Annotated in this window: 9 protein-coding genes and 1 pseudogene; 6 read left to right on the top strand and 4 right to left on the bottom strand. The window is 67.4% G+C overall.

The features are described from left to right. Positions 1-55 precede the first annotated feature (55 nt). Genes KZO24_RS09975 through KZO24_RS09965 form a run of 3 tightly spaced genes read left to right on the top strand, consistent with a single transcriptional unit; the run spans position 56 to position 4,019 of the window. The gene (locus KZO24_RS09975; RefSeq protein ID WP_486486119.1) at positions 56-838 is read left to right on the top strand and encodes an FAD binding domain-containing protein; all 783 of its coding nucleotides are present in this window, start codon (positions 56-58) and stop codon (positions 836-838) included. After that, positions 835-1,311, top strand: a complete 477-nt coding sequence (locus tag KZO24_RS09970; RefSeq protein WP_271181777.1) for a (2Fe-2S)-binding protein — start codon at positions 835-837, stop codon at positions 1,309-1,311. Before KZO24_RS09975 ends, KZO24_RS09970 begins: the two co-directional genes overlap by 4 nt. Then, the gene (locus tag KZO24_RS09965) at positions 1,308-4,019 is read left to right on the top strand and encodes a xanthine dehydrogenase family protein molybdopterin-binding subunit (RefSeq protein ID WP_271181776.1); all 2,712 of its coding nucleotides are present in this window, start codon (positions 1,308-1,310) and stop codon (positions 4,017-4,019) included. The genes KZO24_RS09970 and KZO24_RS09965 overlap by 4 nt, the downstream gene beginning before the upstream one ends. Before the next feature lie 123 nt (positions 4,020-4,142). Here the strand turns inward: KZO24_RS09965 and KZO24_RS09960 are convergent, their stop codons facing one another. Continuing rightward, positions 4,143-5,036: an SDR family NAD(P)-dependent oxidoreductase gene (locus tag KZO24_RS09960; RefSeq protein ID WP_271181775.1), complete on the bottom strand. Its 894-nt coding sequence runs from the start codon at positions 5,034-5,036 to the stop codon at positions 4,143-4,145. Between the two features lie 190 nt (positions 5,037-5,226). Next, positions 5,227-5,696: pseudogene (locus KZO24_RS09955) on the bottom strand (Lrp/AsnC family transcriptional regulator). A 99-nt stretch (positions 5,697-5,795) separates the two neighbouring features. Between KZO24_RS09955 and putA the strand changes: the two are divergent. Continuing rightward, positions 5,796-9,407 carry a trifunctional transcriptional regulator/proline dehydrogenase/L-glutamate gamma-semialdehyde dehydrogenase gene (putA, locus tag KZO24_RS09950; protein ID WP_486486118.1) on the top strand — a complete coding sequence of 1,204 codons (3,612 nt, stop codon included), beginning with the start codon at positions 5,796-5,798 and terminating at the stop codon, positions 9,405-9,407. Between the two features lie 178 nt (positions 9,408-9,585). Next, a complete protein-coding gene (locus KZO24_RS09945; protein ID WP_271181773.1) occupies positions 9,586-10,122 on the top strand; it encodes a dihydrofolate reductase family protein in 537 nt (178 codons plus the stop codon). A gap of 3 nt (positions 10,123-10,125) precedes the next feature. Here KZO24_RS09945 and KZO24_RS09940 read toward each other — a convergent pair whose 3' ends face one another. Then, positions 10,126-11,328 (bottom strand): MFS transporter, encoded by a 1,203-nt coding sequence (locus KZO24_RS09940; protein WP_271181772.1) that lies wholly within the window; start codon positions 11,326-11,328, stop codon positions 10,126-10,128. Positions 11,329-11,505: 177 nt separating this feature from the next. On the opposite strand from KZO24_RS09940, the gene KZO24_RS09935 reads away from it, so the two are divergent. After that, entirely contained in the window at positions 11,506-11,847 is a 342-nt protein-coding gene (locus KZO24_RS09935; RefSeq protein ID WP_271181771.1) for a hypothetical protein, read from the top strand. Between the two features lie 170 nt (positions 11,848-12,017). Here the strand turns inward: KZO24_RS09935 and KZO24_RS09930 are convergent, their stop codons facing one another. Next, positions 12,018-12,836 carry a phosphoadenylyl-sulfate reductase gene (locus KZO24_RS09930; RefSeq protein ID WP_271181770.1) on the bottom strand — a complete coding sequence of 273 codons (819 nt, stop codon included), beginning with the start codon at positions 12,834-12,836 and terminating at the stop codon, positions 12,018-12,020. Between the last annotated feature and the right edge of the window lie 25 nt (positions 12,837-12,861).

The raw sequence follows: 12,861 nt of genomic DNA, 5'->3' as shown, positions 1-12,861 counted from the left end.
CTTCCAGCGTAGAGGAAGCCTGCCGCGTGCTCGCCGAGGCGGGCGGGGGGCTACGGTGATCGCGGGCGGGCAGACGCTGATGCCGCTGCTGGCCCTGCGCATGAGCCAGCCGTTCGTGCTCGTGGACATCAACGGTATCGCCGCGCTGAAAGGCGTGACGCGGGTGGAGGGCGGCATCCGGGTCGGCCCGGCGACGCGGCAGGCCGACGCCTTGCGTGACGCGACGCTGGCGCGGCATCTTCCGGTCTTCGTCACCGCGCTCGGCCATGTCGGGCATTACCAGACACGCAATCGCGGGACGGTTGGGGGCTCGATTGCACTTGGGGAGCCGGCGGCGGAAATGCCCGCGACGGCGGTGGCGCTGGGCGCCCGGGTCGAGATCGCCTCGGTGCGCGGCACCCGCACGGTCCCGGCGGACGAATTCTACCTCGGCCCCTACATGACCGTGCTGGAGCCGGACGAACTGGTGACCGGCGTGGTTTATCCCGACTGGCCGGACGGGCATCTGGTGCTGTTCCGCGAAGTGGCGCAGCGGCCGGGGGACTTCGCGCTCGTCGGCCTCGTCGGGGCGCTGGTGCTGGAAGGTGGTACGGTCTCGCGCGCCGGGATCGGCTGGTTCGGCATGGGGCCGACGCCGATCCGGGCGAGGCAGGTGGAAGCGGCGCTGGTGGGGACCGCGCTCGACCGGATCGACCCGCAAACGATGGCGCGCCTCGCCATCGCCGATACCGCGCCGTTCGACGACCATCACGCCAGCGCCGAATATCGCCGCACGGTCGGTGCACGCATCTTCGCGCGGGCACTTGCCGAAACGCTGGACCTCAGGAGCGCCGCATGAGCGAGCATCGCATCGACCTCACCGTCAACGGCCACCGCCACTCCGCCCGCGTCGAGGCGCGCACCGGCCTTGGCGAATTCCTGCGCGATACGCTCGGCTATACCGGCACGCACCTCGCCTGCGAGCATGGGGTCTGCGGGGCCTGCACGGTTCTGGTGGACGGCGTGGCCATGCGATCGTGCCTGATGCTGGCGGTGCAGGCGGACGGAGCGGAGCTTACCACCGTCGAGGGCCTCGCCGCGCCGGACGGCACGCTGCATCCGGTGCAACAGGCGCTGAAGGACAATTTCGGCCTGCAATGCGGCTTCTGCACGCCGGGCGTGGCGATGACACTGGCGGCCGTCACGCGCGATCATGAGGGGCCGGGACTGGAGGAAGCGCTGACCAAAGCCATGTCCGGGCACTTGTGTCGCTGCACCGGCTATCAGGGCATTCGCCGTGCGATCCGCCAGCTTGCGGGGGCATCGGCATGAACATCGAGGCGAAAATGGATGTGGGGGGCATCGGCGCCGCGCGCTACGTCGGCACGCGCCAGCCGCGCAAGGAGGATGGGCGGCTGCTCACCGGGCGCGGCCAGTTCACCGACGACGTGCGGGTGCCGGGGATGCTCCACGTCGCCTATGTGCGCTCGGCGGTGGCACGGGGGCGGATCGTCTCGATCGACCTCGACGCCGCGCGCGAGATGCCGGGCGTCCAAGCGATCTACACGCAGGCGGACCTCGCCGCCGTGCCGGTGAGCTTCCAGACCTTCTTCTTCACGCCCGTCGAGGCGCCGGTGACCCTGCTCGCCGACGGGCGCGTCGCCTGCGTCGGCGATCCGATCGCGATGGTCGTCGCCGACAGCCGGGCGCTGGCGGAAGACGCCGCCTCTCTGGTCGAAGTGACGATCGAGGAGGAAGCGCCGGTCGTCACCATTGCGGATGCGCGGACCGGTGCGCTGGTTCACCCCGAACGCGACGACAACATCGCCGCCGAGATGGGCGACGAGGACACGCGGCTGGCGATCCAGCCCTTGCTCGATGCCTCGGCCCATGTCGTTACGACCCGCGTGCGTCACCAGCGCATCGCTCAGTCGCCGATGGAGGGGCGCGCCTGCCTCGCCTCTCCCGAGGGTACGAACGAGATGACGGTCTGGCTCGGCTGCCAGAGCCCGCACCTTGCGGCCCGCTGGATCGCGCTGGTGCTGGGGATGCCGACCGAGGCCATCCGCGTCATCGCAAAGGACGTGGGCGGCGGCTTCGGCCTCAAGAACATCCCGTGGAAGGAGGAGATGGCGGTCATCGCGGCGGCAAAGCTGATGCGCTGCCCTCTCAAATGGATCGAGGACCGCTTCGAGGCGCTGACCGCGTCCAGCCATGCGCGCGACCAGGACGTGACGCTCAGCGTCGGCTTCGACGCTGACGCCCGCCTGACCGCCGCGTGGTGCGACTATGCCTGCAACAACGGCGCCTGGCCCATGGGCGAGGACGCCAACATCGCCGTCCACATGTTCATGTGGCCTTGCTACAAGCTGCCCGCCTACGGCTTCGTCACGCGCGGGTGGTACACCAATACCATGGGGCTGGGCGCCTATCGCGGGCCGTGGGCGATGGAATCGCTGGTGCGCGAGACGCTGCTGGACAAGGCGGCGCGGCGCATCGGCGTCGATCCGGTGGAGCTGCGCCGCCGCAACCTGATCTACCTTCCCGACCAGCCGCACACCTCGACGCTGGGCATTCCGGTGGAGGACATCACGCCGGGCGAATGCCTCGAAAAGCTGGTCGCCAACGTGGATTTCCCCGCGTTCCGGCGCGAGCAGGCCGAGGCGCGCAAGGAGGGACGCTACCTCGGCATCGGCGTCGCGACCTATATCGAGCCCACCGGCGCGGCCGGTTCCATGGCGCCGATGACGGGCGAGACGGTCCACTTGCGGATCGAGCCGACCGGCAAGGTCGTCGCCATGCTCTCCACCCATTCGCAAGGCCACGGCACCGCGACGACGATGGCGCAGGTCATCGCCGAACAACTGGGCGTGCCTTACGAGGACGTCGCGGTCTACGAAGGCGACAGCGCCATTGGTGCCTTCTCCCCGGGCGCGGCGGGGAGCCGACAGGGTGTCATCGCGGGCGGCGCCACGTGGAAGGCGGCGCAACTGCTGGCAGAGAAAATCAAGGTCGTCGCCGCGCACTTGTCCAACGCCAGCGTCGAGACGATCACCATCGACGGGGGCATGGTCCACGTCGCCGGGGCGCCCGAGATGTCCCGCCCGCTGCGCGAAATCGCCGAGATCGCCTATGGCGAACCCGGCCGTCTGCCGCCCGGCCTCGCCACCGGGCTGGAGGCGCAGTACCGCTACCAGCCGCCACCGATGACCATGACCAGCGCCGCGCACTGCTGCATGGTCGAGGTCGATGCCGAGACCGGCTTCGTCAGGATACTGCGCTGGATAAGTTCGAAGGACTGCGGCACCGTCATCAATCCCGGCGTGGTCGAGGGGCAGATCGCGGGCGGGCTGGCACAGGCGATCGGGCAGGTGCTGCTGGAGGACATGCCCTACGACGCGCGCGGCAATCCGCTGGCGGCGACGTTCAAGGACTACATGCTGCCGACGATCTTCGACGTGCCGGACTTCGAGTACCTCCACGCCAGCACGCCGTCGCAGACCATCGGCGGCATGCGCGGGGTGGGCGAGGGCGGTTGCATCATCGGCCCGCCGACTTTGGTGAACGCCATCGCCGATGCGCTCAGCCCGTTCGGTGAGATCGACGAACTCGTGCTGCCGCTGACGCCCGCGCGGATACTCGACGTGATCGAGCAGCGCGACGTCTCGGGCACGCGGGCGTCGGAGGTCGTGCCCGTAGCCGAGGTGACCGCGCCGGTCGAGGCCGCGCCCGTGGCTCAGGTTTCCGGGATCGACGGCGACTGGAACATGGTGCTCAAGACGCCGATGGGGCCGCAGGCGATGGTGGCGCACTTCGATTGCGATGGCGACGCGGTCTCCGGCTGGCTCGAAGCGCCGGAGGGCAGGCAGGCCTTTGCGGGCGGGGTGCTGTCGGGCAATCAGCTGAAGTTCGAGATGAAAGTCGAGAAGCCGATGAAGATCACCCTGAAATACGACCTGACGTTCGATGGGCAGACGGTTTCGGGGAAGTGCAAGATGGGCATGTTCGGCTCCGCCAAAGTGACCGGGGAGCGTGGCTAGGAAAGGCCCATCCCCGGCCCCTCCCGCAAGCGGGAGGGGAGCAGGACGTGATTGCCCTCCCGCAAGCGGGAGGGCCGCGAGACCTAGCGATTTATCGCTTGGTCGCAGCGGGGTGGGCCTGCCTCACTTCACCTTGTACCCCGCGTAGACCGGAGGTGCGGCGCCGGTGCCGTCACGCGAAGACGGCGGAAACCGGTCCGCGATATCCGTGATCCCATACTCCCGCCCAAGCTCCGCGCCGATCACGGTGCGCCCGTTGTGCCGCATCATCTCAGGGTCATTCCAGAGCGCCCAGGCGAGGTGCCCGGTATAGCCCGCCGACTCCAGCGTGCCCTCCAGATGCGCGAACCGCTCCGGCATCTGCTCCATCATCTGCATCAGCCGCTCGGTGGTGAGCGAGCCCATCCACACCGACACCGCCGCCACGTTCGCCCCGGCATCGGCGAAGTCCACGCCCATGTCGAAGGCCATCTTGTCCAGCCCCGCCTTGTGCGCCCCGTAGGCCGGGCCGAAGCAGTAGTGCATGGACCCCGGCGAGGACGTGAACAGCACCAGCCCCTTGTCCTGCGCGGCCATATGCCGCGCCGCATGCCATGTGGTGACGAAGCCGCTGCGCACGCCGATCGTGATCATGTTGCCGATCTCGACCGGCTTCTCCCAGAACTGGCCGGGGGCGGAGAGACTGTCGAGCACCGCGCAGGCATTGTTGACGAGGATGTCGATGCGCCCCTGTTCGGCGATGACCTGCTCGATCAGGGCCGCGACTTGCGCATCGTCTCCGCTGTCGCAGGCGACGGCGATGCCCCTGCCGCCCGCCTCGGTCACCTCGCGCGCGGTGGCGTGGATGGTGCCGGGCATGGAGGCGTCGCCCTCTTTCTGCGAGCGACCGGTGACGTAGACCGTGCAGCCGTGCGAGCCGAGCGCCACGGCAATGCCGCGCCCGGCGCCGCGACTGGCGCCGGTGACGATGGCGGTCACGGGGGCGATGGGAGGAGCGGCGGGTGGTTGGTCAGGCACGGCTTCTCTCCAACCCCTTTTGTGTCGTCATTCCCGCGAAGGCGGGAACCCATCTCCCGCGCCGTCGTGTTGCAACGGCGTCAGATGGGTCCCCGCCTTCGCGGGGATGACGAAGATGGGGAGGATGCGGCGCAGCCTATGCGGCGGGGGAAAGCGGTCAATGCGGCCCCGTTCATCACCGCCGCAGCGATCAACTGCTGGCGTCCTTCACCGTCTCCATCGCCACGAACGTGGACGTGCTGGCGACATGCGGCAGGCTGGAAATCTTTTCCCCAGCACCACCCGGTAGCGGCGGATGTCGGCCGTGCGCACCTTGAGCAGGTAGTCGAAGCTGCTGGCGATCATGTGGCATTCCTCCACTTCGGGAATGCGGCGCACGGCGCGGTTGAACTCGGTCAACGCGCTTTCGCGGGTGTCGGACAGTTTCACTTCGGCGAAGGCGACGTGATCGAGCCCGAGGCTGGCGGGATCGACCACCGCGCGAAACCCCCGGATCACGCCGCTTTCCGTCAGCCGCCGCAAGCGTACCTGGCAGGGAGTTTTCGACATGCCGACCGCCTTGGCAAGGTCGGTCACGGTGATCCGGCCATCGGAGCGCAGGACCGCGATGATCTTGCGGTCCAGTTCGTCCAGTTCGACCGGTTGAGCGCTCTTTGCCATGCGATATGCCTTCAATGGGGAGTCAAAAAAGTCGAACCGGATATTTCCGTGCCGTTTAAAAGGCAGAACGACAAGCGCAGATCGGCTAGCATCGCTTGCATGACCACGCCCGCCCTCTCGCCTTTTGGCCAGTTCGCCCCTGCTGTTCGCCCGATGACCCCGCTGCGCCGCGCCATCGCCGATGCGCGCCGCCGGGATGAGGCCGAGTGCCTTGCCCCGCTGCTGGGCGCGGCGACGCTGGATGCGGACCTGAAGGCCAAGGTACGCGAGACGGCCACCGCGCTCGTCACCACGCTGCGTGCCAATCACAAGGGCACCGGGGTCGAGGGACTGGTGCAGGAATATGCGCTCTCCAGCCAGGAGGGCGTGGCGCTGATGTGCCTTGCCGAAGCGCTGCTGCGCATTCCCGACCACGCCACCCGCGACGCGCTCATCCGCGACAAGATCGCCGACGGCGACTGGAGCGGGCACCTCGGCGGCGGCAAGTCGCTGTTCGTCAACGCGGCCACATGGGGACTGGTGGTGACCGGCAAGCTGGTCGGCTCGGTGGACGACAAGGGCCTCGGCGCGGCGCTGACCCGCCTCGTCGCGCGCGCGGGCGAGCCGGTGATCCGGCGCGGCGTGGACCTCGCCATGCGCATGATGGGCGAGCAGTTCGTCACCGGCGAAACGATCGACGAAGCGGTCAAGCGCGCGAGGGAACTGGAAGCGAAGGGCTTCCGCTACAGCTACGACATGCTGGGCGAGGCGGCCACGACCGCCGCCGATGCACGTCGCTACTATGCCGACTACGAGAACGCGATCCATGCCATCGGCAAGGCGTCTGCGGGCAAGGGCATCTACGAGGGCCCCGGCATCTCGATCAAGCTCTCGGCGCTGCATCCGCGCTATGCCCGCGCGCAGGCGGCACGCGTGATGGGCGAACTGCTGCCCGACGTGAAGGCGCTGGCGCTGATGGCCAAGAGCTACGACATCGGCTTCAACATCGATGCCGAGGAAGCCGACCGCCTCGAACTCTCGCTCGACCTGCTGGAAAGCCTTGCGCTCGATCCGGAGCTGGCGGGCTGGGACGGCCTCGGCTTCGTGATCCAGGCTTATGGCAAGCGCTGCCCCTTCGTGATCGACTGGATCGTCGATCTTGCCCGCCGCGCCGGGCGGCGGATCATGGTGCGGCTGGTCAAGGGCGCCTACTGGGACGCCGAGATCAAGCGCGCGCAAGTGGACGGCCTTGCCGATTTCCCGGTCTATACCCGCAAGGTCCACACCGACGTTTCCTACGTCGCCTGCGCCCGCAAGCTGCTCGCGGCGCCCGACGCGGTGTTCCCGCAGTTCGCCACGCACAACGCGCAGTCGCTGGCGACGATTTATCGGCTCGCAGGCCCGGACTTCGCTGCCGGCCAGTACGAATTCCAGTGCCTCCACGGCATGGGCGAGCCGCTCTATTCGCAGGTTGTCGGGGCCGACAAGCTGAACCGCCCCTGCCGCATCTACGCGCCGGTCGGCACGCATGAGACGCTGCTCGCCTACCTTGTGCGGCGCCTGCTGGAGAACGGCGCGAACTCCTCGTTCGTCAACCGCATCGCTGACCCGGCGGTGCCGGTGGAATCGATGGTCGCGGATCCGGTGGAAGTGGTGCGCGCCATGCCTCGCCCCGGTGCGCGCCATGATCTGATTGCCGCGCCTTGCGGCCTCTATCCGGACCGCCGCAACTCCGACGGCATCGACCTGACCGATGAGATCGCCCTCGAAGCTCTGGCGACGGCGCTGGCAGCTTCGGCAACGGCGCAATGGACCGCGGCACCGAAAGGCGCGAAGGGAGAGGGCCGTCCGGTCCGCAACCCGGCCGACCATCGCGACGTGGTCGGCACCGTGATCGAACTCGCGGCCAGCGAGGCGGCCGCTGCGGTCGCCCGCGCTGCCGCCTCGAACTGGAGCATGGTCCCGGTCGATCAGCGCGCCGCCATGCTCGAACGCGCGGCAGATGCGATGCAGGATCGCATGCCCGTGCTCATGGGGCTGGCCATGCGCGAGGCGGGAAAATCCGCACCCAATGCGATTGCCGAAGTGCGCGAGGCGATCGACTTCCTGCGGTACTACGCCAAAGCGGCCAGGGATACTTTAGGTGCCGTTAAGGCACCTTTGGGTGCCGCCGTGTGCATCTCGCCGTGGAACTTTCCGCTGGCCATTTTCACCGGCCAGATCGCGGCGGCACTGGTCGCGGGCAACCCGGTTCTCGCCAAGCCGGCCGAGGAAACCCCGCTGATCGCCGCGGAATCCGTACGCATCCTCCACGAAGCGGGCGTTCCCGCCGACGCGCTGCAGTTCATGCCGGGCGGCGGAGATCTCGGCGCCGCGCTGGTCGCCGCACCCGGGACGGCGGCGGTGATGTTCACCGGCTCCACCGAAGTCGCGCGCCTGATCCAGCGCCAGTTGGCGAGCCGACTTTCGCCGGAAAACCGCCCGATTCCGCTGATTGCCGAGACCGGCGGCCAGAACGCGATGATCGTCGACAGCTCCGCGCTGGCCGAGCAGGTGGTGGCCGACGTTATCGCCTCGGCCTTCGACAGCGCGGGCCAGCGCTGCTCCGCACTGCGGGTGCTGTGTCTGCAGGAAGATGTTGCCGACCGGACACTGACGATGCTGCGGGGCGCGCTGGCCGAACTGAAGGTGGGCAACCCGGACCGCCTCGCCATCGACATCGGCCCGGTCATCACCGCCGAGGCCCAGGCCAACATCGAGCATCACGTGGAAAAGATGCGCGCCAAGGGCTGCCGCGTCGAACAGGTTGCATTGGGTAAGGGCGCGGAAAACGGCACTTTCGTCGCTCCCACCATCATCGAGATCGCCGGCATCGATCAGTTGGAACGCGAGGTCTTCGGCCCGGTCCTGCACGTCGTGCGCTTCCGCCGCGACGACCTCGGCAAGCTGCTCGAAAGCATCAACGCGACCGGCTACGGCCTGACGTTCGGCCTCCACACCCGCCTCGACGAGACGGTGGCGCGCGTGACCGGCGCGATCCGCGCGGGCAACCTCTACGTCAACCGCAACACCATCGGCGCCATCGTCGGCGTGCAGCCCTTCGGCGGGCGTGGGCTTTCCGGGACCGGACCAAAGGCAGGCGGGCCGCTATACCTCGGCAGGCTCACCCAGCAGGCTCCGCAGGTCCTGACGCCACCCGAAGAAGCGCCCATGTTGCTGACGGTCTTTGCCGACTGGCTGGACAAGCATGGCGAGCCCGCTGCCGCCGGTCGCGCGCGTGACCTCGGCCGCTCTTCGGCGCTGGGTTTCGAGGCCGTGCTTCCCGGCCCGGTCGGCGAGCGTAACCTCTATGCCCTCCACCCGCGCGGCCGCATTCTCCTGCGACCGGCCACCCGTGAAGGTCTGCTGGGCCAGATGGCGGCGGTTCTGGCGACAGGCAACACTGCGACGGTGGAAGGCATGGACTTGCCTGAAGGTCTGCCCGCGAAGATCGCCGCGCGCTTCCATGCCAATCCGGGCGAGTTCTTCGCTGCGTGCCTCGTCGAAGGGGACGTTCAGGCGGTGCGCGGGGCGTGCGACTCGGCGGCGAAACTGCCGGGGCCGATCGTGCCGGTCCACGTCTGGACCGGGCATGACACTGGACCAAACGGGGCGTGGCTGCTGGAGGAAGTATCCACTTCCATCAACACCACGGCTGCCGGAGGCAACGCCAGCCTCATGATGATTGGCTGATTCGGTCGGCAAACTATTGTGAAAACACGTAATGCCCCGCCGCATTTCGGCGGTGGGGCTCGTGCTGTCGTAAACGGGCAACAATCCGCCGGAATCCGCGAAACCTGTACCAAAGACTGAGATTAGTCTCGTTGCGACCACACCGCGTTGGATTACAATGCAGGCGGGAGTAGGACATATGGGCAGACTGATCGTCGATGCCGCCTCGAGCCTTGATGGCTTCTGGGCTGATGCTCGCGGACGGAGCGTGTTTTGCACCTCCGAACTGCATGGTTCGGGCCTGTCCGGCAAACTGGACAAAGTCTGCGGCGCGGTGGTCATGAGCCGCCGGTCCTTCGAACTGTCCGAGGATACCGGATGGATCGCGGATGCCTATTCAGGAAAAACCCCAGTCTTCGTCGTGACCGATGCGCCTCTGGCAATTCCGCTGCTCGGGGAGTTCCACTTCGTCCCCACTTATGCCGAGGCTTTCGCCGCCGCGCAGGATGCAGCCGGGGACAGCGCGGTTCTTGTCGTTGGAGAGGCCGGTGCGGTCAATGCCGCTCTACGTTCCGGCCATGCAGATGAAATCTGGCTGCGGATGATGTCGCGCACGCTGGGTAACGGCGCCGCGCTGTTCGAGGACGACATCCCGGTCGAAAACTACTTCGTGTCCGAACTCGATACCACGGCGGATGCCGTCCACATGCATCTTGAGCGCAAGCTGGAGGCCTGACCTTTAAGCGGGGCAGGGCTGCAGCGTCTCGCGCTTGTGCAGCGAGATGGTGACCAGGAATACCGCAAGACCGCCCAGCGCCAGGCAGGCGCCGATCCAGCCGGTCGAGGTCAGCCCAAGACCGGCCGAGATGGCCATGCCGCCCAGCCACGGACCGATGGCGTTAGCCGTATTGAAAGCACTGTGGTGCGCGGCGGCGGCGAGCGCCTGCGCGTCTCCGGCCACGTCCATCAGGCGCGTCTGCAGGATCGTGCCGAGCCCGCCGCTGAAGCCGATCAGCAGCACTACGATGCACAGGGTCCAGATATTGCCCGCCATCAGCGAGAACAGTGCAAGCGACACAGCGCTGAACAGCAGGGCGCAGATGGCAGCCTTGGTCTGCGCCCGGTCGGCGACCCAGGCCCAGAACAGGTTGCCCACTGTCATGCCGACGCCGAAGATCGCCAGTACGGCGGGGACGAGCTTTTCCGAAACGTGCGTGACCTCGATCATGGTCGAGGCGACGTAAGTGTAGACGCAGAACAGTCCGCCGAAGCCGATCGCACCGGTCAGCAGGGTCAGCAACACTTGCGGGCGGCGAAGCGCGCCGAGTTCGCGCAAGGGGCTCGCGCTCTCGTCGGCGGGCTGGTGCGGGGCGTAGAGCGCGACGAGCGCCATCGTCAGGATCGCGAGGCCGGAAACGACTGCGAAGCCGCTGCGCCAGCCGATTGCCTGCCCCAGCCAGTTGGCGGCGGGCACGCCGATGATCGTCGCGACCGTCAGGCCCGACATGACCATGGCGACCGACTGTGCGCGCTTGTTCGCGGGCACCATCGATGCGGCGACGAGGGCGGCGATGCCGAAGTACGCACCGTGCGGCAGGCCGCTGACGAAGCGGCACAGCAGCAGCAGGTCATACGTCTTGGCCAGCGCGGAGATGCCGTTGCCGATGGCGAACAGTGCCATCAGGCCGATGAGCAGGCGGCGGCGCTCGATCTTGGCGGCAAGCACGGCGATGACCGGCGCACCGACCACCACGCCCAGCGCATAGGCACTGATCGCGTGACCCGCCTGCGGCTCGGTCAGGCCGAGATCGCGGGCGAAGAAGGGCACGAGGCTCATCGCCGCGAACTCGGTGGTACCGATGGCGAATGCACCCATCGCAAGCGCAAGGATGACGAGCGCGGGGTGGGTCGCGCGGGTGGAGGCGGAAGGGGGCTGAGTCATGTTGCGTTGCAACATAGAAATAAAGGCGCGGTCAGGCTAGCTACCTGGCGGTGCAAATTCCGCAACATCGCGGTGAATAAGCTGCATCGCAGGTTGCAGGGGCCGCATTCGGACGTTTGCCGGGACCGCTCCGGCACTGTAGTGGCCTTCGCGATTTCAGGCAATTCAGGCAGACCCATGGCCCGCAAATATTCCAAGCACGGACCCTACGAAGACCTGCATCGGGAGGAGGAGGAAGCTCCGGCCGAGGCCGTGCCGTGCTGGCTTTGCGGCCGCCCCACGGGCGAGACGATCGTGTGGCATCACCCGGTGCCCAAGAGCCGGGGCGGGCGCGACGTCGTGCCGATGCATCCGATCTGCCAGCAAACGGTGATCGCGAACTTCACGAACTCCGAACTCCAGCGTTTCGGTACGGACGTGGACGCGCTGTTGATTTACCCGAATATCCGCAAGTTCGTGGATTGGGTGGCCAAGAAAGATCCCGATTTCAACGCGGCGATTACGAAGAAGCAGCGGTGAGACGGCTGGTGGGGCGTTGCCCACCCCGCTGCGACTAAGGCCTTCGGCCCAAGTCTCGCTGTCCCTCCCGCAAGCGGGAGGGAAAGGCGCGTCAGCCCTCCCGTGTGCGGGAGGGCTGGGAGGCTTGAACTAGCCGGACGGGGTGGGCTTCGACGGCAACCCCGGCCGCCTCAGAACACCGGATCGAAGCCCGGGGGAAGTTCGCTGGCCGGGCCGCCCTTGTCCTCGCTGCCGGGGACGTGGATGCCGCATTCGGTCTTGTCCCAGCCCTTCCAGCGGCCCGAGCGCGGGTCTTCGCCCGGCGCGACCTTGCTGGTGCAGGGCATGCAGCCGATCGAGGGATAGCCTTCCGCTACCAGCGGATGCGCGGGTAGTTCGTGCTCGGCGATGTAGGCGGCGAGACGCTCGGCCGACCAGTCGATCAGCGGGTTGATCTTCAGGCGGCCCTGCGCGTCCGTCGTGTCGATCTCGAAGCGCGGCAAATGCGAGCGGGTCGAGTTCTGGAACGACTTGCGGCCGGTGAAAGACGCATCGTAGTGCGCCAGCGCCTTGGCTAGCGGCTTGACCTTGCGGATCTCGCAGCAGCCGTCGGGGTCCCACGACCAGCGCAACCCGTTCTCGTCCTTCTTGGCGATTTCCGCCTCATCGGGGACGAGGTTGATCAGGTTGGTCAGGCCGAGGCGCGTGATCAGGGTGTCGCGATAGGCCAGCGTTTCCGGGAAGTGCTTGCCCGTTTCGAGGAACAGCACCGGCACGCTGGGGTCCACGCTCGCGACGAGGTGGAGCAGTACCGCGCTTTCCGCGCCGAAGCTGGAAACGATTCCCACATCGCCCGCCATTCGCTCCTTCAGCAGCGTCTCGAGCATCTCGCTCGTGTCGGTGCCGCGGAACAGGCGGTTGAGACGCACCGCATCCGCCTCGGTGAACCGGGCGGAAGTGTCGATGCGGTCTCGGATACGGTCTTCGTTTTCAGCTTCGGTACGGAACATAGGGATATCCCTTCTGGCCCTTCGG

The organism is Novosphingobium sp. NFX11, assembly GCF_057376415.1.
The sequence above is the reverse complement of the archived record's forward strand: the minus strand, read 5'-3'. Positions and strand labels throughout refer to the sequence as shown.

Bases quoted from the DNA above. Each gene is read 5' to 3' on its own strand.
- KZO24_RS09970 (WP_271181777.1), top strand. From the start codon at position 835: ATGAGCGAGCATCGCATCGACCTCACCGTCAACGGCCACCGCCACTCC.
- KZO24_RS09965 (WP_271181776.1), top strand. From the start codon at position 1,308: ATGAACATCGAGGCGAAAATGGATGTGGGGGGCATCGGCGCCGCGCGC.
- putA (WP_486486118.1), top strand. From the start codon at position 5,796: ATGACCACGCCCGCCCTCTCGCCTTTTGGCCAGTTCGCCCCTGCTGTT.
- KZO24_RS09945 (WP_271181773.1), top strand. From the start codon at position 9,586: ATGGGCAGACTGATCGTCGATGCCGCCTCGAGCCTTGATGGCTTCTGG.
- KZO24_RS09940 (WP_271181772.1), bottom strand. From the start codon at position 11,328: ATGACTCAGCCCCCTTCCGCCTCCACCCGCGCGACCCACCCCGCGCTC.
- KZO24_RS09935 (WP_271181771.1), top strand. From the start codon at position 11,506: ATGGCCCGCAAATATTCCAAGCACGGACCCTACGAAGACCTGCATCGG.
- KZO24_RS09930 (WP_271181770.1), bottom strand. From the start codon at position 12,836: ATGTTCCGTACCGAAGCTGAAAACGAAGACCGTATCCGAGACCGCATC.